The organism is Stieleria sp. JC731 (genome assembly GCF_020966635.1).
GTDB lineage: Bacteria > Planctomycetota > Planctomycetia > Pirellulales > Pirellulaceae > Stieleria.
Genome location: NZ_JAJKFQ010000002.1, coordinates 985,163 through 1,008,637 on the forward strand (window position 1 = coordinate 985,163; position 23,475 = coordinate 1,008,637).

At 54.3% G+C, this 23,475-nt stretch carries 26 protein-coding genes; 2 read left to right on the forward strand and 24 right to left on the reverse strand.

Annotated features, from left to right (window positions below; all coding sequences use genetic code 11):
• Positions 1-116: 116 nt before the first annotated feature.
• The 23 genes from LOC67_RS09295 to LOC67_RS09405 form a co-directional block, all read right to left on the reverse strand.
• Positions 117-1,010 carry a hypothetical protein gene (locus LOC67_RS09295; protein ID WP_230262315.1) on the reverse strand — a complete coding sequence of 298 codons (894 nt, stop codon included), beginning with the start codon at positions 1,008-1,010 and terminating at the stop codon, positions 117-119.
• Complete coding sequence (locus LOC67_RS09300; RefSeq protein WP_230262316.1) at positions 1,007-2,524, reverse strand: polymorphic toxin-type HINT domain-containing protein; 1,518 nt, start codon at positions 2,522-2,524, stop codon at positions 1,007-1,009. Before LOC67_RS09300 ends, LOC67_RS09295 begins: the two co-directional genes overlap by 4 nt.
• 86 nt (positions 2,525-2,610) lie before the next feature.
• Positions 2,611-3,006, reverse strand: a complete 396-nt coding sequence (locus LOC67_RS09305) for a hypothetical protein (RefSeq protein ID WP_230262317.1) — start codon at positions 3,004-3,006, stop codon at positions 2,611-2,613.
• A complete protein-coding gene (locus LOC67_RS09310) occupies positions 3,006-4,637 on the reverse strand; it encodes a recombinase family protein (RefSeq protein ID WP_230262318.1) in 1,632 nt (543 codons plus the stop codon). The genes LOC67_RS09305 and LOC67_RS09310 overlap by 1 nt, the downstream gene beginning before the upstream one ends.
• A 121-nt stretch (positions 4,638-4,758) precedes the next feature.
• Entirely contained in the window at positions 4,759-5,019 is a 261-nt protein-coding gene (locus LOC67_RS09315; protein ID WP_230262319.1) for a hypothetical protein, read from the reverse strand.
• Positions 5,020-5,207: 188 nt separating this feature from the next.
• Entirely contained in the window at positions 5,208-5,696 is a 489-nt protein-coding gene (locus LOC67_RS09320) for a hypothetical protein (protein ID WP_230262320.1), read from the reverse strand.
• Between the two features lie 55 nt (positions 5,697-5,751).
• On the reverse strand, positions 5,752-6,531 hold the full coding sequence (locus LOC67_RS09325; RefSeq protein WP_230262321.1) for a hypothetical protein: 780 nt from the start codon (positions 6,529-6,531) through the stop codon (positions 5,752-5,754).
• A gap of 714 nt (positions 6,532-7,245) precedes the next feature.
• Positions 7,246-7,614 (reverse strand): hypothetical protein, encoded by a 369-nt coding sequence (locus LOC67_RS09330; RefSeq protein ID WP_230262322.1) that lies wholly within the window; start codon positions 7,612-7,614, stop codon positions 7,246-7,248.
• A gap of 3 nt (positions 7,615-7,617) precedes the next feature.
• Positions 7,618-10,125 (reverse strand): tape measure protein, encoded by a 2,508-nt coding sequence (locus LOC67_RS09335; RefSeq protein ID WP_230262323.1) that lies wholly within the window; start codon positions 10,123-10,125, stop codon positions 7,618-7,620.
• A gap of 443 nt (positions 10,126-10,568) precedes the next feature.
• A complete protein-coding gene (locus LOC67_RS09340) occupies positions 10,569-11,318 on the reverse strand; it encodes a head maturation protease, ClpP-related (protein WP_230262324.1) in 750 nt (249 codons plus the stop codon).
• 2 nt (positions 11,319-11,320) lie between these two features.
• Positions 11,321-12,367, reverse strand: a complete 1,047-nt coding sequence (locus tag LOC67_RS09345; RefSeq protein WP_230262325.1) for a phage major capsid protein — start codon at positions 12,365-12,367, stop codon at positions 11,321-11,323.
• 42 nt (positions 12,368-12,409) lie between these two features.
• Positions 12,410-12,592 (reverse strand): hypothetical protein, encoded by a 183-nt coding sequence (locus LOC67_RS09350; RefSeq protein WP_230262326.1) that lies wholly within the window; start codon positions 12,590-12,592, stop codon positions 12,410-12,412.
• A 108-nt stretch (positions 12,593-12,700) separates the two neighbouring features.
• A complete protein-coding gene (locus tag LOC67_RS09355) occupies positions 12,701-12,991 on the reverse strand; it encodes a hypothetical protein (RefSeq protein WP_230262327.1) in 291 nt (96 codons plus the stop codon).
• Positions 12,975-13,289: a hypothetical protein gene (locus LOC67_RS09360; RefSeq protein ID WP_230262328.1), complete on the reverse strand. Its 315-nt coding sequence runs from the start codon at positions 13,287-13,289 to the stop codon at positions 12,975-12,977. The genes LOC67_RS09355 and LOC67_RS09360 overlap by 17 nt, the downstream gene beginning before the upstream one ends.
• The gene (locus LOC67_RS09365) at positions 13,286-13,465 is read right to left on the reverse strand and encodes a hypothetical protein (protein ID WP_230262329.1); all 180 of its coding nucleotides are present in this window, start codon (positions 13,463-13,465) and stop codon (positions 13,286-13,288) included. The genes LOC67_RS09360 and LOC67_RS09365 overlap by 4 nt, the downstream gene beginning before the upstream one ends.
• Before the next feature lie 437 nt (positions 13,466-13,902).
• Positions 13,903-15,135: an AAA family ATPase gene (locus tag LOC67_RS09370; RefSeq protein ID WP_230262330.1), complete on the reverse strand. Its 1,233-nt coding sequence runs from the start codon at positions 15,133-15,135 to the stop codon at positions 13,903-13,905.
• A complete protein-coding gene (locus LOC67_RS09375) occupies positions 15,132-16,094 on the reverse strand; it encodes a bifunctional DNA primase/polymerase (protein ID WP_230262331.1) in 963 nt (320 codons plus the stop codon). Before LOC67_RS09375 ends, LOC67_RS09370 begins: the two co-directional genes overlap by 4 nt.
• A complete protein-coding gene (locus LOC67_RS09380) occupies positions 16,091-17,113 on the reverse strand; it encodes a hypothetical protein (RefSeq protein ID WP_230262332.1) in 1,023 nt (340 codons plus the stop codon). The genes LOC67_RS09375 and LOC67_RS09380 overlap by 4 nt, the downstream gene beginning before the upstream one ends.
• Positions 17,114-17,115: 2 nt before the next feature.
• Positions 17,116-17,412 (reverse strand): hypothetical protein, encoded by a 297-nt coding sequence (locus LOC67_RS09385; RefSeq protein WP_230262333.1) that lies wholly within the window; start codon positions 17,410-17,412, stop codon positions 17,116-17,118.
• Positions 17,413-17,494: 82 nt separating this feature from the next.
• Positions 17,495-17,683 (reverse strand): hypothetical protein, encoded by a 189-nt coding sequence (locus LOC67_RS09390; protein WP_230262334.1) that lies wholly within the window; start codon positions 17,681-17,683, stop codon positions 17,495-17,497.
• Positions 17,684-17,984: 301 nt separating this feature from the next.
• Positions 17,985-18,704, reverse strand: coding sequence for a hypothetical protein (locus tag LOC67_RS09395; RefSeq protein ID WP_230262335.1), 720 nt, complete (start codon positions 18,702-18,704; stop codon positions 17,985-17,987).
• 171 nt (positions 18,705-18,875) lie between these two features.
• Positions 18,876-20,072, reverse strand: coding sequence for a YifB family Mg chelatase-like AAA ATPase (locus tag LOC67_RS09400; protein WP_230262336.1), 1,197 nt, complete (start codon positions 20,070-20,072; stop codon positions 18,876-18,878).
• A 181-nt stretch (positions 20,073-20,253) separates the two neighbouring features.
• Positions 20,254-20,403: a hypothetical protein gene (locus LOC67_RS09405; protein ID WP_230262337.1), complete on the reverse strand. Its 150-nt coding sequence runs from the start codon at positions 20,401-20,403 to the stop codon at positions 20,254-20,256.
• Between the two features lie 239 nt (positions 20,404-20,642).
• On the opposite strand from LOC67_RS09405, the gene LOC67_RS09410 reads away from it, so the two are divergent.
• The gene (locus LOC67_RS09410; RefSeq protein WP_230262338.1) at positions 20,643-21,173 is read left to right on the forward strand and encodes a hypothetical protein; all 531 of its coding nucleotides are present in this window, start codon (positions 20,643-20,645) and stop codon (positions 21,171-21,173) included.
• Between the two features lie 55 nt (positions 21,174-21,228).
• Here LOC67_RS09410 and LOC67_RS09415 read toward each other — a convergent pair whose 3' ends face one another.
• Entirely contained in the window at positions 21,229-22,260 is a 1,032-nt protein-coding gene (locus LOC67_RS09415) for a hypothetical protein (protein ID WP_230262339.1), read from the reverse strand.
• A 550-nt stretch (positions 22,261-22,810) separates the two neighbouring features.
• Between LOC67_RS09415 and LOC67_RS09420 the strand changes: the two genes are divergently transcribed.
• Positions 22,811-23,338, forward strand: a complete 528-nt coding sequence (locus LOC67_RS09420) for a hypothetical protein (RefSeq protein ID WP_230262340.1) — start codon at positions 22,811-22,813, stop codon at positions 23,336-23,338.
• Positions 23,339-23,475 lie beyond the last annotated feature (137 nt).

Genomic DNA, 23,475 nt, shown 5'->3' on the forward strand with positions numbered 1-23,475 from the left:
CCCTCTCCTCGGCATAAACTCAAAGATGAATGCGGCGATCCATTTTCTCTAAGCAGATCAGCAATCAGCACATACAGATTGCGTTCAACCATCCGAGAAAACCTGCAAATCAAGCGTCATCTAGGGATGAAAATTCGTCCTGGTGTCGCTCCTCGGACACGGACTATCCATTCGCTCCATTCTTCAGGTTTCCAGAACATCAAAGGCTTGGATACGTCGCCATAATATGGAGCAAAGCGATCGGAGATCTCCCGTAGTCCAGCCATACCATTCGCCTTGAACAGACAGCAGCCATTTTGCTGGACCAACTCAAAATCAGCAGTCATAGATGGTGAATGCAAAAGTGCTTCGTCAATTATGGAACTCAATTCGGTTCCAACACCAATGAATTGACTCGGGTGTGCGAGGAACAATTTGTTTCGGTTTTCTAAAATGGACAGGAATGAGACATTGCGGAACGAAGCATCAAAGTCAAGCAAGAAAAATTCTGAATTCCGCACTTGTTTTGCAGCTGATGCTCCCGACCTTGGCATGAATTCTTCATCTGCCACAGCAACGAAGTTTCCAAATCCTAAATGAAATGGATGACATTCAAACGAACGCTGGAAAAGCTGCCAATACACATCGACATCTGTTTGTGCTGGCAGCTCAAAATACAGATAGTTAGGTGTCTTGGACTTGAATGCTGTGTCAATTCGACGGCCCCAGAACAAGAAGCGTTGATCAGCCGTATCTTTGGTAGAGGAGTTGGTCAACGATAGAAACAATGATCGCGTAAAATCGTGGTCGCGAATTTGATTTGCGAGACTGTCAAAATCACTATCTGTCGCTTTCCATTTGCTGAATCGATCTCCAGTTTTGCTCACCCTTGTAAACGGAGATGAATACACCTGGAAATAGCGCTCGATAACCTCTAGCAGATCGCGCTGAATTTCCCCAGGATCATCGAAGTAGTACAGCACAATACCGTATGCGATTTTCGGATCTGCTGCCGAGTTCTGTTTTTTCATCGATTGTAGCCCAGCTGCATTGGACGAATGCCCGTCCAGTCAAGAATATCCTGAAACTGTTGGTTCCATGTAAAGCTGGCCGGTTTTAAGTCCCAGTATTCGACTCCGTCAACACCGTCAAATTGGAAGTCAGGCATCCGGTATTCTCCTCGCTTTCCATAGGTTCCACCAGGCCTTACAACGGCAGTTGTTCCTCTCAAGCCGAGAACTCGACTCGTTTTTCCACTAGTGAGCCCGAGTCGAGATTTCACTCTGGCATCAAAAATGAAACCATACAGCATGAAGTTGCCATCCTTGAGGAGTTGTTGCATTGCTGGTTCAGCTTTCATGATGCGTTCGACCTGCCTTCGGACAGATTTCACAGTTGCCAAAGCAACTTGACGATTGGACGGAGCCTCTGCATCAAGTTGGTTTCTGAACCTATCACCAAATCTCCCTCGGAGTTCAGCAAGGCGTTCTGCAGATGCTCCGGACTTCGTCCACGGATCGTTGCTAGATACGCCACGTTCATTGGGATACGTGTTGTGAACCAGCGTCCCGGATTGGCCGACGTAGTAGACGTGCTCGGCGTGGACTTCTAGGTTGTAGACCGGTTCGGGGCCGGGGCGCGCGAGCTTGTTGACGATGCGTTTCGTGTCACCCGAATACGTTCGGACTTGCTCGCCTAAATTCAACTCGCCAGCGTTGATGTATGCCTCGCGGTCGGCAGACCAGAACGGATGGTTCGATGTCGTGCCGATCGTTTCTTGACCTTCGCCATCTCCAATCACCAAGTCCATCACTTCGCCGCTGCTGTGATGGAACGTCGCCGTCACCACTCGACCAGCGCCCGATTGAATGTTTCCAACTGGCTGGATATCCAGAACCGATGCTGGGCCGCTAATCGAAAGCTCTGGCAGGTCCATCTCCACTTGCAGAACCGGCGAAAGATCGGTGGCTCGTGCAAGCAGATCGATGACTGCCAACTCTTGAAAGATCGGCCGTAGCGGTAGTAATGAGCTCCGCTGCTGATCTGCGGAATGCTGCTGCAGTAAAAGACCGCAGTCTCCTTGGCCAAGCGACTCAGGCTTTAGGACATTCGCATCCGCAGGAGTTTCCAGCGAACAACTCAGCTGCTCCAGCACCCACGCTTCGGGACGCAGCAGTTCGATGTTTAGCTCTGATCCGTCAGGTTTTGGCATCACGAGCGAGAGCTGAATCCAATCGCTCCAGTCGGGTTCCTGCCAAGTTGAACGCTCGAACGAGGTAAGCTCGGGATTGTTGGCGAGGACACGATCGCCGACCTTTAATTCCTCGATCGGTTTGGTGCCGTAGCCATTTGACGACGAAGCGTTCTGCCGGGTCTGGGAACGATCCGTGGTGATTTGATCGGTCGATGGCTTTGGAACCAGACACATCCCAGCCATGACCATCAAGCTTGCCGTCAGGCACAGTTGGCGGGTGTATCGCTTGAGGCGGAAGTGGCTGAGCGACTGGCTGGGCGAGTGACTGGGCGAATGACTGGGCGACGGCATGTTGATGGTGCTTGGGCGTGCTGTTGCTGAGTGGTGGGAGAGCGAGCAAGGATTCGTCGCCTCATCCACTACACGAGAGAGATGAGTTAGACCCAAAGGTCACGATCGAGATTGCGATAGTTGATCGCTTCGGCAAGGTGCAGTTCGTTGATTGATTCATCACCAGCGACATCAGCGATGGTGCGACACACTCGGAGGATCTTGTCATGTGCTCTCGCCGAAAGTCCCATCTCTTCGACGCTATGACGCAGCATGTCCTGGCAGGTCGAATTCAACACACAATGCTCCCGAACTTGGCGACTAGTCATCTGCGCGTTGTAGCGAACGGGACCACCGCCAAAGCGTTCGGCTTGTCGTTTACGTGCCCGTTCGACCATCTCTCGCATCTGCTCGCTCGTAGTTCCACAGCATGCATTGCCAGAGCCGGAAAGTTCTTCGAAAGGAACAGCGGGAACTTCGATTTGAATGTCGATACGATCCATCAGAGGACCGGCATTGTTTGCAAGGGACCGGAGTTGTTATCTCCCAGAAACACAGCGAAATCGCTGGTCCTTAGGTAAATCCTGCCTCCGGTCACATTGCATCGGAAGCGTTTTCCGGTCGGCCCCCACTGCACCCGCTCGATATCCAGCTCCACCTTGTCGACGAAGGCCTTCATCGTGCGGTTGAGAATTGCGGAGTCATAATCAGTATCAGCGATCGCTTCTAAGTCGCTCAGCCAGTTCAGGGCGGTCTGGATTCGCTTCTCGATGTCGTCGATGGTCTTCTCTGGTGTTTCGGTCGCTTGATCCAGTATCGGCCTCAGAGCATCCCTCTGGTCTTCTAGCTCACGAATGCGAGCTTCGACGTGCCGGATCATGTCTGGTTCAACTTCAACCAGCCGCCTCCGCGCTTGCTCGATTTGGCTGGCGATCTTCTCGGCTTGGTTCTTGGCAATCTTGATGTTTGACTTCTGACGCTTGCTTCCCAGCAGTTCCCGCATCCGCTTTTTCAGTCGGTTGATGTTCGTCGGCGTCAGAACCTTGTCGAAGTATTCCGACCGCAGTTTGCTGATGATGAGCTTCAGCACCTCGGATTCGCGGACGGTGTATCGCTTGCACGATCCCGGTCGCTGCCAATAGTTCTTGCATGTGTATTTCGGAACCCCGTTTGATCGATCACATATCATTCGGGAACCACACTGGCCGCACTGAAGCAATCCCGACAGAGCGGTGATGCTATCGGGGTCGGCGTGTGTCTTCCGCTTGTTGCTCTTAAACCGTTCCTGCACTCGGTCGAACGTCTCACGGTCGATGATTGCCGGGTGCGTATCTTCAACGATCGTCCACTTGTCGCGGGGGAGCCTTATCAATTGGCCTTTCGGATTCACTACCCCGTCTTTGAACTTGCTTGATGTCCGCTGGTTGTAGATCAGGTATCCAAGGTATCGCTCATTTTTCAGTAGTAGCCCGATGCCCGTGGCAGTCCAGGTCTTGCCTTTTGGGCTTTGGATGCCTTGCTCACTCAACCATAGCGACAGCGATCGCGTTGATTCGCCCTCGTCGTATCGCCGGAAGATTTCGCGGACCAATTCGACGTCCGCCTCATCACCAAGTTGTAGCCGTTGGTCATCGCCGACCACGTAGCCAAAGGGCGGGACACCAGCAATCCATTTGCCCGCCTTGGCCATTTGGTCCATCGAGCGGGAAACGTTCTTCGACAGGTCTGATAGATACTGGTGCTTGCCCTCCTGTGTGACGCTGTACGTGATCCGGCCCGCCATCGACGTCCAATCGATCAACCCATCGGTGACGGTCGCTAGGTGGACGCCTGCCTCACGTAACGGGTAAATCCATCGCCCCGCCTCGATCGCATCGAATCGCCCAAACCGGTCTTGGTTCCAGCAAAGTATCGCGTCGAACTTTTTGACCGATCCGTCTTCAATCATCCGCTGGAATTGCAAACGCTTGTCGGTGCGGTCGCCACTGACGGCCAAGTCTTCGTACCAATCGATGATTCGGTAGCCGTGTTTCTCGGCATACGCTTCGACTTCGATGCGTTGCTGTTCGGGTGACTTCTCTTGCCGATCCGTCGACATTCGGACGTAGCCGACCGCTACGATCTTGCCAGCCATCGCAGAACCTCGCTTTCCTGTTAGCGGGTCGTGACTCCTGATGCAATAAATGAAGGGGAAGCCGTCAGGAAACGGCGTTCGGGAGCTACCCTATCCCCCCGCATCAGTTTATCAGACTTTTCTAAGCCTCCCCATACCATCTTTTGACCAGTTGCCGGTCGACATACTCCGGCCCTTCGAAGTGCCACGGCAGTTCTCGCCACTCGTCGCGATAAAGAATCTCCCACCGCTGTTGAACCTCGCCGAACTGTCCCGGCGTCTCGGGCTGGTGGTTGTACCGGATGCGGTCGACGTCAATCTTCAAGTTGGTGGCAATCTTGATCCGCATCGCTTCGGTGAAAGCGTCGGCTGATTGTCCTGGGTGTCGGTCTGGGTGGTTCATTCGTGGATTGTATTGCTGCGCGGGCTTCGCCTTTCCTGGGTGACACATCAGTGTTCCCAGCGTCGAAAATTCGATGTCAGAATCCTGGCCTCGCCCACGCCCACAAGCCGGTGCCAGCGAGTGAACGCCAGCTACCGGCCAAGGAGGGTTCGGATTCAGTTGTAACCATCTTGGTTACGACTCGACGTCTACCGTGCGAACGCGAACAACGCAGCCGCCGCAGTGGACAGGCGAGCGAACATCGGTCTTCTGTCCTTCGCTGTGGTCGCCTTTGGCGTTGCCGGTCTTCTCAGCACCGTGGCGGATTCGGAGGCGTCCAGAATCGCAAGGGAGACAGTCAGCACCGATTGAGCCGTGGTAGCGTTGACGTCGCCCATGACGGCAGCGATGTCAGCTTCGCGGGCTTTCTCGATCAGCATGGGTGTCAGCCGGTTTGCCGTCGCCAAGCCGTTGATGAGTCCCGTTGTGGTCCGCATCTGCGACTTCGTGCTGCCCGTCAGTCTTCTGTGAACCGCGAAGACTACAGCAGGCCAAGTTGCCTTTGCGAGAACACCAGCCGCCGCGTACTGGTGATCGGCAAGTTGCCTCTCGATCTCGGCCAGTGATTCACGCAGCGTGATGACGAGGGATTCAGTTGACGCGATTTGTGCTTTGAGTTGTTTTGGTGTCTTAGCCATTTGGTTTCTATTTGGATTGGATGGTTATTGTTTGAAAGTTGGTTCTGCACGATGACTACGCCGCCAAGGTGCAGCGTCTTCTTCTGACCTTGGCACACGCCTTTCGCCTCAGACGGGAAAGAATCTCGTCAGCCGATTCGAGCGTCGGGTCGGAACCTGGGATTGCATAAAGAGGAATCCCGCAAGTCGACTTGATGACTTGCCCCGATTCGACCAGCCGATTCAGGGTCGGTCGCAGTTGCTTGTGCTGACCAACGGCCAGGTGAATCTTGGTAAGCGTCAACGATCCCTGTGACAGTGCATCAAGAATCGATTGTTCAAGTCGACTTTCGATATCGCTTGTCAACGCTCCTTGCCGTACCTCACGACAACGCTCGGCGATTTGCTCCGGCGTCGGATCGTTTGGCAGTGGTTCGGCGTAGAATCGCACCCTCGCGGATTCAAGATCGCACTGGCGAACAAATAGCTTGCCCTGGGAATAGACAAACTTGATCCACCGTTGGCGGGCGAGTGTCGCCAAGTGTTGATAGCTGGTGCCGATGAACTCCGCAGCGTCTTCGATCGATACCAAGTCGCTTGGCGTCGTTGATGACGGTTCTGGATCGTCCTGGGGACCCCTCAGCCACTTGGCTTTCAGCTCCCTGATGTCATCGAGTTGGTCAACGTGAATCGCTGCGAACGGCCATCCTTTGACCTGATGCGATTTGATGACTCCGCGTTCCACCCACTTTGCGATTGTCAGTCGCCGGCAGCCGGTGAGCTTCGATGCCATCGCGATGGTGAAGAACGGAACGGGCGGCGATTTTAGCCGTGGTTGGGTTGCTGTTTGCAACATTGGGATTTTCTCCCTGCACTCTGGTTCGGAGTGCGCACGACCTAGCTCGCCGACACGCTTAGAAAGCCGGGTGTGTACTCCCGACCGGATGGGGCTTTGCTATCTGCACGATTGCAGGTCAGTGCTTGGCACACCTTCCACGCATCGGCGAGCTGGGTCATTTCCTATCGTCAAGAGGTACACAATCGGCGTTGTCGCTGCTGGATTGAACAACCAGCCAGCCAAGTCGTGAAAGTTTCTAAGCCAACACGACTGCCAGACAGATGGGCGAAGTGTGCCCGAAAAACCGAAACCGGTCAAGCTCGGTCTGCCGGGGTGGTCACCATTGGGAAACTAGAATTTTCTAGTTTGCGATTTAGCCTCATGCGTGCGTGCGAGATGCGACTGAGTTGAGGGGCGACGAAATTCGTCGGCCTCGTCCCGATTGACTCCACGAAGCTGATTGCGAGTGGCACGCTAGGTCACTGAGGTAAAGCCCTGACAATCCAAAGAGCGACAGAACCGACGATGAAACCAACCAGCAATCCGACAAAACCCATGACGACTAAAAGACCCGTTCGATTTGGCTTTTCGGGGACGTCATTGGTGCTCGGCTTGTACGGGTTCGGATCGCTCATAGCCACATTGTAGCCGTCAGTTAGGCACCACACTTAACCCATCATCGCATCACGCCTTACCGCAAAACACGTCCGAAAATCGGCCAGTTAGGAGCCATCACCCGCGAAACCACTCAGGCATCGGGCAAGCATCCTCATCGATGTCACCAGCCAAGTCATACGGGTCGGCGTCTTCGTTCCACTCGCGGAACTCTCGGTCTGCTTGCCGTTGTCTTCGTAGGTTGCCCTTGGCGTTCACCTTGCCGCTTTGAATTTCAGCGATCGCATCGGCCACCATTGCTGGTGATGGTGTGTAGGGCAGCTTGACCCCGCATGTGACATAGAACTCGGCAGGGCTGATCTCGATCAGCTTGCAAGCGTCATCGATTTCCCATCCCTCGCGCTGAACCAGATAGTTCGCTTCGAGAATCCTGTCGTAGCTCGATGAGCAATACACCGGGGCGGGTGTCAGTCCGTGACGTTCCATCAATTACACCGCACCTCCGCCGCGTTTCTTCTTCAGATTCTTGTTCAGGTCAGCCAGCAACCGGTTACTTTCAGCAATCGCCCGTGATGCCTTCTCCGCCGCAATCTTCTGTGCCGTCGCGATAGCCAACTGCTGCCGGAACTGGTTATCCTGCTTATTGGATGCTGCGTTCTGAGCCTCCGCGATCATGCGATACTCTTCGCGGCTTCCCTTCGTGATCGATGGCGGCAGTTCAACTTTGATTGCCGTTTGTTGCGGGTTGAACTCACCAGCTCGCTGACTGCGTGCGCGACTCAGGGTCCGCTGTGTAATCAGTCCACGCTGATACATTTCCTCGAACCGCTGCAAATCGCTGACGAGCTTCTCGAACGGAGTCCGCATCGATTCGGTGACTTGCTCCGCCTCGCCTTTAATCTTGGCCTGTTGTTGAGCTAGAACGTCACGTTGCTGTTCCAGAAGTTCAAGGCGTTTTTTCTCGTACTCTTGCCGCTCCAACAGTGCGGCCCGTTCCTTCTGCATCGCCTTCAAGCGAAGCACCTGCGTTTTCTCGCTGCTTGCAGCCGCTAGTTGCTCCCGCTCGATTGCATCCTTGGTCATCCGTTGAAGCCGGTCTTGTTCCTTCAAGGCTTCGTTCTGGCTTTTGATCGTTGCCAAAATACGCTCACCAGCGTCGTATCGTTCCCAGCGTCGTTTCGTAGCTTCGTCACGCTCACGTTGGTGATTCTTTGTGAATCCGCCCGATCGTGACGTCGTGAATGCGTTGGCGGCGTTCTTTGCTGCGGTCGCTGCTGCTGCGGTGTTCTTGTAGGACGCCTCTAGCTTCGCGTTCTGCGACGCCGTTTTCTCGCTCTCCGCTCGGCCATGCTCTAGTGCTTGGTCCATCAAGTAGATGGCACCCGCCGCGATAGCCACACCAGCCGCTAGTTGTGCCCAGCCTTTCGGACCACTCAACGCCAGCAGCGACACTTGAATATTTCGCCAATTCTTCAACATCGCGATGACTCGCTGCCCCACTGCGATCAGCTTTCCAGCGATGAAGACAGACGGACCAAGGGCGGCAGTAAACGCGATGATGTTTCGCTCTGTCCGCGATAGTGATTCGGCCCAACTGCTCGTTCGCTCAATCATTCGGGCAATTGCGTTTGCGGAGTCACGCACCGCTGGGAAGAACTTCCGCTGAATCCCGGCAGTTGTGATCTCGACCACATTCCCAAGTCGCGATAGTGCCCCACCTGTTGACGCTGCCAGCTTCTTATTGATGCCGTAGAACCGGCCGCCCGCTTCGGTTGCTCGGTCCATTGCGCGGCGAACCATCTCGACTGTGATCTCGCCGTTAGCCATCTTCTCCGCAAGGCTTGCCATCGATTCGCCAGTGTCTTCGGCAATTTGTTGCAATGGGTTGAAACCAGCGTTCACAAACTGACGAACTTCTTCGCCCATCAGCTTTCCCTTGGCTTCAACTTGGGCGTATGCCAGCGAAAGTCGCTGCATGGCATCAGTGTTGCCCGCTGAAATCGCAGTGAGTTGCTGAACCCGTCGGCTGACCTGATCGGCATCGACTCCGTAAGCCAGCATTGCGTTAGAAGCCTGCATCAGTTGCGGCAAACCGAACACCGGGCTATCCCTGTCGATCCGTTTCAGGTCCGTCATCAGCTCACGGGCACGCTCGGCTGACTTGGTGAAGACTTCGAACTGAATCTCGGCCTGTTCCGTTGCCAGTGCTGTCTGGCTTGCGTTCCTGAACTTGTTCGCCGCTGCTGTAAGGCCACGATAAGCCAATGCCACGGCACCAACCTTAACCGCCAACTGACGAAGACTCTCGGCCTGTCTGACGTTGGATTGGTTTGCCTGAGCGTTGGCCTGATTTGTTCGCCGGATTTCGTCGTTGAGCATCCTGCGAGCCCGTTGGTATTCCAGCGTTGAAACCCGACCGGCTTGGTACTCCGATCGCAGTTCCCGGTGCTGCATTGCCAACCGTTTGGTTGCAGGAACGCTACGCTGCACAATGGCTGCAACTCGCTGCTGAAGTTCGGCCTGTCGTCTCGCTGCCTCAGCAACACCGGATTGTTCATCCTTCTGCTTTCGGGTTTCTTCCTTCACCTTGGCGAGTGCTCGGGCATATTCCTCCTGCGTGATCTTTCCGCCGCGTAGTGCTGTGAATAAATCCCGAAATTGCTCCTTCGATTTCTCGATCATGGGCGTCGTCGATGACACCAAAGACCGGATGCGGCTATGTGCCTGGTCCGCATCACTGACAGCGTTCTTTTGCTGTTTGTACTTTGCGTTGATCGCCTCGATTGCTCGGCTGTACTCATTCGCGGAGACAGCACCCGTCCGGTAAACGCGATTCAATGATTCCTGTGCGTCCGCCGCCTTCTCGGATTCGGTCGACGTCTCACGCATGATGCGATTGATCTTGTTCACGTCACTGCGAACTGTCCGAACTGCCCGGCTAACGCCCTCGGTCGATGCGTTAATGCGAAGGGTCAGAGCGTTTAAGCTGGTCGACATTGGAAAGCCTGTTTGGTTGCGGTAGACTGCCGATTCTGCGGCGTTTCAGTGCGTTTTTGCCGGTTTTGGGTCGATTTCGCGGGGCTGATTTGGTGACTTTTTCGCTAGTGAACAACTGTTCGAGAAAAAATCATTTTGCTGCACGCACGGACGAAAGCGGGCAACGGTAGGTCGCTGGACCCCTGGCCCCAGAAAAAACCGCCCCCCCCGGCCTGTGGTCGCCCCTGCCGTGCGTCGATGGCTCGGCTCGATGCTTCGGCCATGCCTTTGTGGTCGTTGCAGGGCGGTTGTCCTGGTGCGTTCTCGATGGTGTGCCAAACGCTCATCCGGCTGACGCTTTTGAATGAAAGGAGCAGTGCCGCCCACCTGCGTTGACGGCACCACCCCGATCTGGCCCAGCGACTACGAGTCGCCTTTCCGCGAAAGGTTGCCGGTGTGGCCAACTACAGGCCAGCTACCTTGGATTTCAATTTCAGGATTCGCAATTTGGCTTGCGTGTCGCTACGGCGATTGGACGTCCGATCAGATGAGCGAGAAGCCGACGTTCCCGACCGACGATTCGAAGCCCCCTTTGGGTCAATGATCTCGTCGCAGAATCCAAGTCGTTTGGCCTCGGTCGCGCTAAACACAGTTCCGTCGCTCGTTCCTTCAAGCCACTTGGTAATCTGTGCCCGGCTCTTGCCGGTCTTGTCCTGATAGATGTCGATAATGTGTTCATCAATTGTGTCCAACCATTTCGTTGTGGATTCGTGATCGTGCCGATTGCCGATGGTGACAGTCGATGCACGGTGAATGCCGATGTCGCTGTTGCGATACATGCGGACCTTGGTGCCAGACAGAGCGAGGTAACTGGCTGCTGAAAAGGCGATGCCCTCGATCGTGGTCGTCACTGGCTGGGGGTGGCTGGCCAGTGCGTTGAACATCACTAGACCTGCGTAGACGTCGCCACCGAAAGAGTTGATCCGGACGCTCACCGGCTTGTTGCGGTTGCGGTTCAGGATGTCGACGATCGTCTTTTCGGAAACGCCCCCGCCTGTCCACGGGTCGTCACCGATGACGTCGTAAATCTCGATCGATACTTCGTCCGCTTCGTTGCGGAACTTCATCTGCTGCCGGTTTTCGCTGGCCTGTTTCGCATTGAGGATCGACTGCGGAACAGAGCGAAGGTCAAAAGGGCGGTAATGACTTCCCATGATTAAACCTCTGCTAGTTGCAAAGCCACCAGCGAACCAGCAGGATCAGACGGGTTGTTTGTTCCGTTGTCCCAGCAAACGAAGTCGTCGTAGGTAGAGAATCGCATCAGCCGCTGGTCGGTAACAAAGTCCCTGATCGAATCGAAGTGAAGCTTTTCCAAGACACCGTAGATCGTCCCAAGCCCCAGGTATCCAAACACGGCGACCTTGGCACCTGCTGCTGCGGTGCTTGCTGGCATCCCGCCAACGAAGTGAACTTTGTGCCCAAACAATAGCCCGTCTGCGTCGTCAGGCGGTACAGCCAACAACGCAGCTTCGCCCGCTAACCGAAGCACAGATTGCGTATAGAACGATCGCGACATAAACCACCGTGGCGGCTCTGGCGTCTCAAACTCTGGCAACAGTCCGATCGTGTTGGCAAAGTCTTGTGCGTCAAGTGTCGCAGCACTTGTGTTGCCGGTCGCAGCTACCTTAATGCTTGATGTTCGCAGCGACTCGAGGATGCCCAGCACGAATCCGTCTGCCTCGTTATTCAGCCCAGTAAACGCGATGCGATCGAGGTCTTTTGCCAAAGCATCGCCAGCCGCAATAGAACAAACACCGATGATGTCGAGGGCATCTTCGGCAAGCTCTCTTGATGCCTTGAAGTAAACATATCGCTGATTTGCGCCCATCATCGCAGAGCCTGCGTCCAGGTGGCTATCTGGGCCGCTGATTGTCGAGCTAGACACCCTTGCGTGGTGCAAGACTTGTGCGGTGCGGGCCTTGAGCGTGGGCACGAGGTTTTCGCCGCCCATGATTGGCCGCTGGTAAGAAAACCGCGAGACAACACTGGTTTGCATGAGCTGATGAACAACTCCATGCAGCACCGTTTCTTCGAAAATACCATCATCAATAGTGAAGGCATTTTTTGGAGGATTCTCGGGTGCTCTGTACGTTCCCTGGATTCTGCCGAAAGCCTGGTCCTTCGGCATCAACTTGATTTTGCCGGGAACTTTCGAGCCAAAGCTGTCTCGAAACTTGTTTAATCGTTCTCGTGTGATCGTCATTCTTCTGTCCGTGAAAGGTGTGCTGATTAGGTCCGGTGTCGCTTAGGCTTTCTTGCGGCCACGTCGCTTAGTGACTTTTGCCCTGGGCTTTTCTTCGTCGATGTACTCGGCATAGCGATTCCGCTCGACAAGCAGGTTTGCAAGACCTACCGCAACCGTCATTTCATGACCGCGATGAAACCCAACGCAGTCCGTCAACAATCGAATCCGTCTTTGTCCGTTCATGGTCCCGCTTGTCCGTTTTGAATCCTGTCCACTTGCTGTGATGTGGTCATTCTTGTCGATGTCCACCGAAAAAAAGTCAGTGCGTTTAGCAGATGTGCTAAGGATCTGCTAAACCCGCTTCTGTATCGCCCTGACCACTTGACCCAACAGCAACTCAGCACGTTCCAGCCGGTCAAAGAGAGCTTGGTTTTCGTTGTTCAGCCGTGTGACCGCCGCCGTTAGCGTGTCGATTTCCTCGATCCGGTTGCCGTGGGTGTCAACCAGAAACGAATCTTTCGCTGTGAAGCCACACGCAATCGCTTTGCATTTGAGGTAATGCGTTTTTCGGCTGCCGTTGGTGATCGTGTTATCCACCCGCATCACGTCGCCGCACTCCGGGCACTTATCCCCGCTTCGCATCGTTGTCATCTCCGTCGACTTGTTTTGCTGCTTCCCGTGCATCAATTGCCTGCTTGGCGTCGACGAGCCGATTGAGCATCGCCGTCGTTCTTGCGTGAATTCGGTTCATGCGGTTGCTGGCCAATTCCACGAACGGCGTGACGTGCTCTGTGAGGAACTCAGCACAACCAGCCAGGAACTCAACCGGTCTTTCGTCCAGGTCATCGCTGCCGATGATTGCACCGATACGATCAAGCTGGTTCTCGATGAACTCAAAATCGGGCGACGATTCGTCGCTATGGTCGATCAGGTCTGTCATTTGGTTGTCTCCTTGCCGGTAGTCTCAGTGTCGATGGTGATCTCGTGAACGTGAACGCACTTCAAACCGTGATTCCTGCCCAAGCGTTTAAGAATCTCACGCAGGCCACGAACGGCCATCTGGCAATCGTCGTGGTCGGCTTTCAGCTCGATATGAAAGGTGGGGCGGTTGGTCATCTGGTTTGCCTCTCACGTCGACAGCGAGCGTTCTGGTACTTCACGTCTGGCTGATGCGTGTTGCCTCGCACGTAGCACCGCCAGTCGCGGTTGGGCTTGCCCGTCGCGTTCCGCCAACCGTTCCGTTCTGCCCACTGCCAGAACCGAAGTGGATCCACCTGTCGCACTTCGGCAATCCGGTTGCAGTGAACGAACTCGGTCAGCTCTGCGATCGTTGGTTTGGATGGTTCGTTGCCGCTCACTGGATCCGACCTCCGACGTGCGACAGTTTTTTATTTATCGTTCGTTGCCAGACCGACCATCCTCCGACGTCCGACGTGCGACGTGCGACAACCCTTCTATAAGAAGGGGTTGTCGTCGCACGTTGACAGTCGTCGGTTGAACCTGCGACAGTTGCTGTTTGTCGCACGTTGTCGCATGTTGTCGCACGTTGGTTTTTACTCATCGTTGCTAACCTCTTGTTCACCACGAGTTGACAGTCGATAGCCGTCGTATTTGCCTCTTGGAGTGACCGTTTCGCAGTCTTCGAGGATGCCATCGCGAAGCAGTTTTCCGAGTGCTTCATCACCAGCAGCGTTTGACAATCCGGCCCTTCGGAACGCCTTCGATTTGGTCTGTCCATTGCGACCGATGCCAACGAATGCGTCTCTTAGTTTCTGGGCTCGATCGTCGAGCTTCTTAGCGGCCTTCTGTGCTTTGGCGTGCTCGGCCCGTTCTTCGCTCTCAACCGCCGCCTCGCTGCCATACATGACGTTCAGCTCGTAACCACGCTTGCCGGCGTCATCGCGACTTTCATCAATGTCAACCGCATAGGAGCCACAGTGACCCGCTGAGCCGCCCACGGTGAGCCACAGACGGTGAATCGGGTTCTCAGGGTCGAAACGCTCACGTCGCCCCAGCAGAAGCCAGGAACGAAACGCTTCGGCCTTCCCTGCGCCAGTGACGTCATGCAATTCAAGAGGCGAGAAGTTCTTCGCGTTCTCGCTTGATCGCTTCACGTGGTCGACCATGACCGGCGTGCAGTCCTTGTCCAGACAGACTTTTGCCAAGTCCATAATCTGTTGACCGTTCTTGCTGACGTTGGCTTGATCGTCACCGTCTAGGCACTGATACAACGGGTCGATGATGACCACATCTGGTTTGTGCTTCTGGATGAAGTGCGAAAGGATTTGCAGTTGCTCAGAGTTTTTGGCACTTGGCACCCAGAACTCCCACGCGACTGAATCCCCCAGGCTGGCAAGCTCAAAGTTCTTCGATCTCGCTATTCGGTTTGCCGTCTCTTGCAAAGTCGCATGACCGCTTTCGGCAGAGCAAACGAGAACCCGCTTTTGGTGCTGAACCCAGAACCGACCGAGGAACTGTTTTTTGATCCCAAAATCAGACGCCGCCCCGATCGACAACGCCAGATCAATACTCGTTGTTGTCTTCAATCCTTTTGCAGCGCCAGCGATTACCGTCATTTGCTTTTCGGGAAGGATGTCATCAACGATGTAGTCGATTCGAAAGTCAGCCGCGGCAAACTCGCTCGATGTCATCGGGGGCGATACACCGTAGGTGCTCATCAGCCGATTGATTTCTTCGGTCTGCTTTTCCCGCTCATAGTCATCGATCGTTTCTTGATCGATGTCAGGCGGAAGGTCGCTTACAAATGGTTCACCTACATCAATCACGCTGCGGTCCTCCCGTAACCCTGTTGTCTTGCGGCCCGTGCTGCCTCGCTCCGGTCGCCCTTGTAATTCAGTGCCGCGAATGCTGAGAACTTGCCCCACGTCTGATAGGAGCCGACTGGGGCGAGTGGCCCCGCCGATCCCGAATAGACGGTCAACACTTCGCACCCGTTCGTTGCGATGACGACTCGGGCTGACGTGCCAAACTTCTTCCCTGGTCGCGTCCAGCGTTCGCCGTCCTGCGATGTCCAGCCGTGCGGCGTTAAGATGTCAGGCCAACTCGCTTCGACGTCAAACGCTCCCCACGGCGTTGAGGTGTCAACATCAGTCACGACAGACGGTGATTGCCGTCGCAATTGATCGTGGCACTCTTGTTTGAGCGTTTCAGATTCATCAAATGACCGAGCTATCCGCCACAACACCGCTCGCTCGTCAGGTTCCAGTTGGGGCAGTTCTGGCAACGGTCGGCCCATCACCTGCATGTAAGGGTTCCCGCTGGAATGAACTTCGATCGGTGATCCCGCCGCGACGATGTAGCCGCCTTGACCCCTTGTCTCGATGTAAGGTTTTGAGCGATCAGGCGGAAAAGCGATCTTCTTGTTTCCGCAGAGTTCACGACAGCGAAACGGGACGTGAATCCCACCGCCGCCCGTTTCGATCACTGGCAACCTTCCGCGAATGTCGCTTGGTAGTTGATCCCACCATGCGTTAAATACTCGCATCGGCTCGAGGTCAAAATCGAAGACTTCAAGTCCACCCGATACCGAACCGCAGACGATCCCGATCCCCGCTGGTTTTGCAAACCATGACTTCAGTTCGTCGTCAGTGGCGATCGTGGATTGATAGGGCTCCCAAGTCGGAAGTGCCGGTCGCTTTGTTCCATCCATCCGAAGCGGAATGACACTGATCCCAGCTTCGACGTACAGGCGAGCGGTGTAGAGAACGGCAGCGGCGGTGCTCATTGGTCGGCACCCCCGACGAACTGACCAAGGGTCGATTCCCAGGATTCCTTTTCAAGTTGTTCAATCCTTTGAAGTTGCTCCCATTGATCGTCGGGGACGTACTGCATGATTGCATCACGCACCAGTGTTCGAATCACGTTTGGATCTAGGGCGTCAACTTCTGCGCACCGATCTCCATATTTCTTGGCGAACTTCGCAGCGCGGGTGTCGGCGAAATCGCCATTTCGTTTTCGTTTCAGGCTCAGCTTGATGAGCTTGTGCTTGTCGAAGTCCGATTCATTGAGGGCAAGACGCTGCCAGGTAATGAACCGTCCGAGCCACTCCATATAAACATCGTCAGTGCGGTCGTCGTCGATATGCGATACGACGACACTTTTTCCTGAGTGCTTCTGAATCTTCTCCCTTAGCGATCTTTCAAGATCAAAACCACTAGGGTCAAAGTCGCCAAGATAGAAACACCTGATCGGCTTTTGGATTCTTTTGAACGCAGTCCCAAGATGATGGACGTAAGCATCACTGACATATCCGCGAACGGGCGACAGCGGCACGTCAAGTTCTTCCGTGACTGGGGCAACCACCCCGGTCATCGCATCTTTTTCAATGAAGATGTGAACGTACTGCGGAAGCGATGCCCAGAAGTCTTTTCTGTATGCGCCGCGAACGGTGTCAGTGAAGTCTTCCAGCCCCGACCATGATGATGGCTTGATCGTGGCACGAAGATTGTCGACGATCCATTCGTACGGGATCCACCCCGCGTCCCGCAGTGTCGACAATAATCGCTGCAACTTGCTGTAATACTGCCTGTCAGTGCTTGGGAAGAATCCCGTCGAGACGACGCGATAGAAGAGTCCCCGAAGTGTGATTGGCTGGCAATCGATCGCAAGCTCGCCAGCGATGACCGCCAACTCATAGGAATCGCCGCGCAAACCAATGTCGCAAAGTCGAGTCAGTGAGTCGACCGATAAGGACGTCTCCCAGCCTATCGAGTCTAGCCTCGTTAAGAGCGTTTCGAGCTTCACCGTCACACCCCCAACGCTTTTGAGATGCGTTCAATTGCAACGTCCCAGTGTTCAAAGGTTCGCAGACCTGGGTGCTGTGCAGTCCAGCCGACGTGTCGCTCTAGCTCCCGCTTGAATCCTTCGTAGGCGAGGAATCGATTGCGTGATCGTCGTCGACGTTTTGCTCGAGCTTCGATCTCTGCTAGTGAAGGGACAACTGCAACCATCGCGTCCCAGTCAGTCGAGATAGGTTGCGGTGCGGTGACCGACGATGGTCTGAATTGACTTGTCGAAAGTCGATTGATAGGTAAACTTGACATTGGTGCTTTTGCTCCGTGCTTGCTCCGTTGGTCGAATCCGCCTGCCAGCTTCAGCGACCAACACGATTCATGCTCATCCGGTCTACTTTGGCCGGGTGGGCTTCTTTGATTTCTTCCGTGCCGTCTTCTGCGGCTTGATCTCGATCGCATCACGTTCCGGCAAGCTCAGCAGAAAACGAGCGAGGGCGTCGATCTGATCCGATGACAGCTCATCGCAGACCTTCCCCGCTGTTTGCTTCGCTTCACGTTTCGGTGTGATGCGTTGGATCATTTGGTTGAGACGCGACCACTTGTTTTTGATGTGATCGCAGTGACAGCGTTTAGATCAACTGTCACAGGAAGAACACGCGCTTCGCGGATGCGGTGTCTTTTTAAGAGTTGGCGTCCAGCAGACTCAGCGTCAATCAGTCGCCAGTAGATTTCGCCGCTACGGTGCCAGCCAGTTGGCTGGAGACATTCAAGAATAAAACCGTTCATGTATCACCAGATCAGTTTGAGTGATCGAATCTGGTGATATTTCTATGCGATATTTTTGGTGTTTCAGTTGCTTCCGAATACTTCGGGCAAACTACCTACAACCCCGCTCGTCGCTTTTTCAATAGGTGTTTGTAGAGTGCCGCTTTTTCTGCGGCTGAAAGCCTCATGTTGGCGTCAGTGAACCTGACGACTCCGACAACTTCCGATAACTTTCTTCTCCCATCTTCAGGGCATTTCCCGATGACGGGCGGATTTTGGCGAGAGGAATCAGACCACCTTTTCACCAAGGCGGTTGCGTCAGTTTCATTTCCGGCAAAGTAGTAGGCGGCGTCGTAGAGCGACACGCCAAGCGGCTTTCCGTCCTCTGTCGACATTTCGATCTCCGCCCTGACTTCCGACAGCATGTCAATCAAGTCAGGTCTCAATTGCCTTAACGCTTCGCCCGCGTGGGCAAAGAAGTCGCCTGCTGTTTTTTCTGCACCACCTTTCAGTTGTGCATTAAACGCTTCTTCGAGCAGTGATGCCTCCCAGAAGCGATCACACGCGACAAGCTCAACTTTTTTCAATAGTTTCGCAAGTCGGTTCGCGAGGTCGTCAGGGTCTTTCCGGATTACAGCGATCACGCTTTCAATGTCAGACTGCAATTCGTTCATCCATGCGATTGCCTGAGCAAATGAAGAACTTGGCCCGCCCGCCTGTTGGACCGATGCCGCTGTCTCAGAAACTGACTGATAGAAGCTATCGTGTGGCCGGCTGCAGTCCAAAAGGATTGACTCCAGCATGGCAGCAGATTTTTGCAGGCTTTCGATTTCCATAGATTCAATCCTCTTTCATTAATGGCCCCGCCCGCCATGACTGGAGAAAGAGAAACTCAGTCACAGCGAACGAAGCCCAATCACCAGCCGTCGCCGGTGATCGTTTGATTGTCAGCCACCGTCGCGGCTGATCGTTTTGGTATTGTTGCCGATTGTCACTTCGAATCAACCTTAAACGCGATGGTGACCACTGCAGCAACTCCGGTCGCTTGCGAAGATCTCCCCGCTGATGCGGCTCATGTATTTCTCGACTTGCGGTGGAGTGCAATTGCATGCCCGCCTCGGATCACTTCTATAGCCACAAGGACATGGGTTCGCCGCGGCCACCAACATAAAATCGCTGGGAAACGTGGTCGACCGAAGTGCACGAGAGATGGTGACGATGCCATCTTCGAGCGGTTGTCGCATGACTTCCAATGTCTTGCGATTGAATTCGGGAAGTTCATCAAGAAACAAAATCCCGTTGTGTGCTTTACTGATTTCGCCCGGCGAAGGTGGACTGCCACCACCGACCAACCCTGCATCACTAATCGTGTGGTGCGGGGAACGGAAAGGCCTGCGGGCAAGCAAAGGCTGGCCACTTGGAAGCTGACCAAGCGCTGAATAGATCCGTGTGGTTTCGATCGATTCGGAAGCACTCAGGGTAGGCAGCACAGTTGGCACGCGTTTGGCGAGCATCGTTTTGCCACTTCCTGGCGGACCGATCATGATCAAATTATGCGAGCCACTGGCGGCTAAGGTGATCGCTCGTTTGGCGGATTCCTGTCCCCTGACGTCGCCAAAATCGACGTCGTAGATGCTGTGCTCGTCAAACAGTTCTTCGATACGACTGGGCGCAGGGGCGATGTCGATCTCACCGGCAAAGAATGCGACCGCTTGAGCAAGGCTTTCGACCGGAATGATATCGAGGCCTTCGACAACAGCAGCCTCGGCCGCGTTTGCCGCGGGCACGACAAGCCCACGAAGCTGTTGATCCTTCGCCGCTTCGATGGCGATCGACAAGCTGCCTTTGACCGGTCGCGTGTAGCCTTCGAGTGCGAGTTCGCCGATGATGGCGTAGCTTTCGAGCCGATCTGGAATCAGTTGACCGCTTCCGGCAAGCACGCCAAGGGCGACGGATAAATCAAATGAAGCGGCTTGTTTTGGTAGGTCACCCGGAGCCAGATTGATCACGATGCGGTCGATCGGTCTGGTGAAGCCACTGTTGACGATCGCACGTTCGACCCGGTGCGTGGACTCTTTTACCGCAGTGTCGGGCAACCCGACCAAGATTGTTTTTGGCATGGCTGCCGGCGAAATGTCAACTTCGACATCAACCGGCATCGCTTCGATGCCAAGCAAGGTGAACGTCTTGAGCCGTGCAAGCATGTCCTCGATCCCAGAAAAGTCTCCTTTGGCAGCACACCCGCAATAGTGGCAGACAAACCCTCCGGTGGCAACCCGACGTCAATTCAGTCTCGAGCGCTACTAATGATCTGTCGAATTTCAGGTTTGGTCTCTCACCAAGTCGCCTTCGACGACTCAAAACCAGTCGAAAAGAACGCGACTTCTATTGAGTGAATGGGGAAAAGGGAAAACAAACTCGCTGCAAAGCTAGCTTCCAGTGCTCGATCTGTTGAATCGTCTGTGCCAACCATTTGCCGAACAACGTGTTGGTACCTAGAACGATCACGGATCCGTTGTATTTGAACTTCGACATCACTGATCGATCAGACAGGACGTCGAGCAAACTGTTGCGTCCACGCTCTACCTTCCTGCTGACGATTCGCGTCACACAGACGCTGGGCGGCTGGCACCCCTAGGGATAGCAAAGATTCAGAACAGCAGAGTTTCAGGTTCGCTCAAGAGAAGACTGTCTTTGGATCGATGATCTGGGTAGGCTATCGGTTTGACCAACTGCAGAAACCAAACCGTTTCGATCCTCCTTGTCTTTCACGAATGAAACTTCAGTTTGCCATCACCAGTACGCCCATCGATACCCCATCGACGCGCGATCAAGTCCTGGCTGCGGTCAACGCCATCGTCGCTGACCAATCGGCAATCAACGTTTCCCTGGATGGATCACGCATCCGTATCGAAGTCGAAGCTTCGGATTCGGGTCGCGATGCAAGCTTTGATTCCGACGCACTGCTAGAGCTGCTCAAACAGGTTGCATCGATTCGTAACACTGTTGCCGATGATGGCTCGCCCATTCGATGGAAAGTCGGCCATCAACTTGATAGCTGCCTTGGCACGATTGATGAGCAAGGCATCGACGCGTCACTGGCAATCGAATTGTCGACCGCATTCACCGTCGCCGAATCGTTAGCCGACATGATGGTTGATGGAGAATACGACGAGGCAGACTTTGACGAGGCTTCGAGTGACTTCACTGATACGGCAGTCAATCTTCAAAACGAGGATGAATGGAATTCGCTTTCATCGTTTGAAGAAACGTTCCAACGGTTTCCGGAACTGGATCAGAATTAGCGAGGCGTTTGCGGCATGCAACCTTGTTGTTGATCGAGCAGCAGCTTTCAAACTATCACGACTGCTTCTTAAAGTTCAACTTGATGGTCGGTGTTCCGGTTGCGTTCTCAAGTTGCCATGCGAGTGACTTGTTGCCCAGCGTAACACCACCCTTTAATGTCAGCCCGCTGCCTTGAAGAATCAGCTTGTCGTTTTCGATTTTAAAGCTGCCTTGGGAAACCTGATTCTTCCCGCCTTGGGTATGCACCAGTGCAAACGATTTGTCTGCATTCAACCGGATTGCCCACGCCTGCGACTCGGTCACTTTGGCGGACCAAGTTCCGACCAAATCGACGACAGCGACCGCACTTGAAACTTGCACAGTCGCTGGCGACTGGTTCGATGCCTGTGCTTGTGCAACATTTGCTTGAACGGGTTTTGATTCGATACCGCTAGCTGGGCTTTGACTTGAATTCTCCGTCAGCGCGGCTTCATCGGCTAGCTCTTCAGATGACAACAGATTCATTGTTGCAATTGTCGAACGTGCAGCGATCAAACGATCAGCAGCTTGCTTGACGCTTTCGATTTTGAGATTCTCGCTTCCGATCGACGTGTGTATCGCCAGCGACCCGTTCATGCCGATGAAGTGAATGTTGGATTGGGACTGGAACGCCATCATCGCTGTGATGAGGTTGTTATTGGTTTGCAACGCGTTAACCATTGACTCGTTCAGTTGCACAATCCCATCGATCCTTTTCGCATCGGCATCGACAGCGAAAGCAATCGTTGTCCACGAATCGGCTTCGCGACCTTGCTCCGAGAACGCTGATGTTGAGACGCGAACCCATTGCGATTCGATTTGGTTTTCAATCTTGTTGCGATCGAAGAAACGGGCCAGAGAAACTTCACCGACAACCGGATCCTCTGTCGGTTTCAAGCTCTGTGCCTGAGCAACGGTTTGCGACATCGTGATCGTGCTGAATAGGTCACTGGCCAATACCACAGCTTTGGAAGCCTGTGCCTTCGAAGAGCTACCGGCAGATACGGGTGTCGTTGCCGCACCCCGATTGTCTTGTCCGAGAACCAACGAGCTTGAGATAGCTAGCATTATGCAGGCGAACGTAGAAACCAGTTTGTGAGCTCGCATGATTCAATTTTCTGATTGTGACGTCGAAGACCCCAGCGGGAGGAGCCGAACTGGTGTCTAAGCGAGAAAGATCCGCTGACGTGACAAGATTTTTTGTACTTTCTGCGTCGACTTTTTTAACCGGTTCTAGGGGCTGGCCACTTGGTCGAGACGCGAGAACTATTCGTGAAAATCGAGAGTTCGTGAGGGAGAAATCCCTGATGTGCAATCATCAAAAACGCCGATCGTTCAGGTCGAAGGCAAAGACTGAGCTTGCTGCGAGCAGCCAGCGGCCTACACTTACGCGGCGACGCCTACATACGGCCTCGCCCGCTTTGGTCTTTCCATTTCGGCAGAGGGATCATTTTTAGGGTTCGCCTAAGCCAATTAACGGCAAGTGCAGTAGCACGCTCAGGCTTACGCGTTTCTCCCAGCGGCTCCATTTTGCCGCCGACGGGCCAAAGCAATTGCCGGTTGACGAGTCGATGGATTTGTCAGCCGGCTTTTTTTACGCTTTCACCTAACCCCCAGCATGAATTCGGCACCCGACAATACAGTGGCAGACAACGCCGGCGAGCAGATCGTCCGTGTTTCCCCGCGTAGTCGTGTTTCCCGCGGTTCGATTATTGCTGCCTTCGCGGTGATGATTGGTGTTGGCTTAGGGGTCTATGCGATTTTTCCAGACAGTGTGGGTGGCCCGCCTCTTCCGGTGGACGTCAAACTGACCAAAGCGCCTGTGGAAACCACCAGCGGACAAATCGCGATGATGACCGATGTGGTTTCTGTGACGAATGAACTGGAGCAGCCGATCGGGAACTTAGCGATCGAGCTCAACGGCCAATATCTGTTGATGCAGGCCAGCCCCATTGCGGCGGGGGAGACAATCACTTTGCCGCTGGAAGTCTTCACCGATAAACGCAGCAGTCAGCGATTTGATCCGATTTCTGATGACGTCACCGAAGTGATCGTGCGGGGGCAGCTTCCCAACAAGAAACGCGGTGTTTCAAAATTTGAATTCGACACCGAGGGGCAACCAGCCAGCCCCGAATCGGGTCATTAAGCGAAGCCCTCGTATTTTGGCCTCGGATGCCTGCGATATGGTTTTTGCCGGAAGTCTGAACTTCGGTTGAAGCCTACCGAGTGCGTCCAGCGATACGTTTTTTAGGGAAAACACCAATCGCCCGGTGAGCGGAGCCG

Coding starts and splice junctions, on each gene's coding strand:
- LOC67_RS09295 (WP_230262315.1), bottom strand. CDS start 1,010: ATGAAAAAACAGAACTCGGCAGCAGATCCGAAAATCGCATACGGTATT.
- LOC67_RS09300 (WP_230262316.1), bottom strand. CDS start 2,524: ATGCCGTCGCCCAGTCATTCGCCCAGTCACTCGCCCAGCCAGTCGCTC.
- LOC67_RS09305 (WP_230262317.1), bottom strand. CDS start 3,006: ATGGATCGTATCGACATTCAAATCGAAGTTCCCGCTGTTCCTTTCGAA.
- LOC67_RS09310 (WP_230262318.1), bottom strand. CDS start 4,637: ATGGCTGGCAAGATCGTAGCGGTCGGCTACGTCCGAATGTCGACGGAT.
- LOC67_RS09315 (WP_230262319.1), bottom strand. CDS start 5,019: ATGAACCACCCAGACCGACACCCAGGACAATCAGCCGACGCTTTCACC.
- LOC67_RS09320 (WP_230262320.1), bottom strand. CDS start 5,696: ATGGCTAAGACACCAAAACAACTCAAAGCACAAATCGCGTCAACTGAA.
- LOC67_RS09325 (WP_230262321.1), bottom strand. CDS start 6,531: ATGTTGCAAACAGCAACCCAACCACGGCTAAAATCGCCGCCCGTTCCG.
- LOC67_RS09330 (WP_230262322.1), bottom strand. CDS start 7,614: ATGGAACGTCACGGACTGACACCCGCCCCGGTGTATTGCTCATCGAGC.
- LOC67_RS09335 (WP_230262323.1), bottom strand. CDS start 10,125: ATGTCGACCAGCTTAAACGCTCTGACCCTTCGCATTAACGCATCGACC.
- LOC67_RS09340 (WP_230262324.1), bottom strand. CDS start 11,318: ATGGGAAGTCATTACCGCCCTTTTGACCTTCGCTCTGTTCCGCAGTCG.
- LOC67_RS09345 (WP_230262325.1), bottom strand. CDS start 12,367: ATGACGATCACACGAGAACGATTAAACAAGTTTCGAGACAGCTTTGGC.
- LOC67_RS09350 (WP_230262326.1), bottom strand. CDS start 12,592: ATGAACGGACAAAGACGGATTCGATTGTTGACGGACTGCGTTGGGTTT.
- LOC67_RS09355 (WP_230262327.1), bottom strand. CDS start 12,991: ATGCGAAGCGGGGATAAGTGCCCGGAGTGCGGCGACGTGATGCGGGTG.
- LOC67_RS09360 (WP_230262328.1), bottom strand. CDS start 13,289: ATGACAGACCTGATCGACCATAGCGACGAATCGTCGCCCGATTTTGAG.
- LOC67_RS09365 (WP_230262329.1), bottom strand. CDS start 13,465: ATGACCAACCGCCCCACCTTTCATATCGAGCTGAAAGCCGACCACGAC.
- LOC67_RS09375 (WP_230262331.1), bottom strand. CDS start 16,094: ATGAGCACCGCCGCTGCCGTTCTCTACACCGCTCGCCTGTACGTCGAA.
- LOC67_RS09385 (WP_230262333.1), bottom strand. CDS start 17,412: ATGTCAAGTTTACCTATCAATCGACTTTCGACAAGTCAATTCAGACCA.
- LOC67_RS09390 (WP_230262334.1), bottom strand. CDS start 17,683: ATGATCCAACGCATCACACCGAAACGTGAAGCGAAGCAAACAGCGGGG.
- LOC67_RS09395 (WP_230262335.1), bottom strand. CDS start 18,704: ATGGAAATCGAAAGCCTGCAAAAATCTGCTGCCATGCTGGAGTCAATC.
- LOC67_RS09400 (WP_230262336.1), bottom strand. CDS start 20,072: ATGCTTGCACGGCTCAAGACGTTCACCTTGCTTGGCATCGAAGCGATG.
- LOC67_RS09405 (WP_230262337.1), bottom strand. CDS start 20,403: ATGTCGAAGTTCAAATACAACGGATCCGTGATCGTTCTAGGTACCAAC.
- LOC67_RS09410 (WP_230262338.1), top strand. CDS start 20,643: ATGAAACTTCAGTTTGCCATCACCAGTACGCCCATCGATACCCCATCG.
- LOC67_RS09415 (WP_230262339.1), bottom strand. CDS start 22,260: ATGCTAGCTATCTCAAGCTCGTTGGTTCTCGGACAAGACAATCGGGGT.
- LOC67_RS09420 (WP_230262340.1), top strand. CDS start 22,811: ATGAATTCGGCACCCGACAATACAGTGGCAGACAACGCCGGCGAGCAG.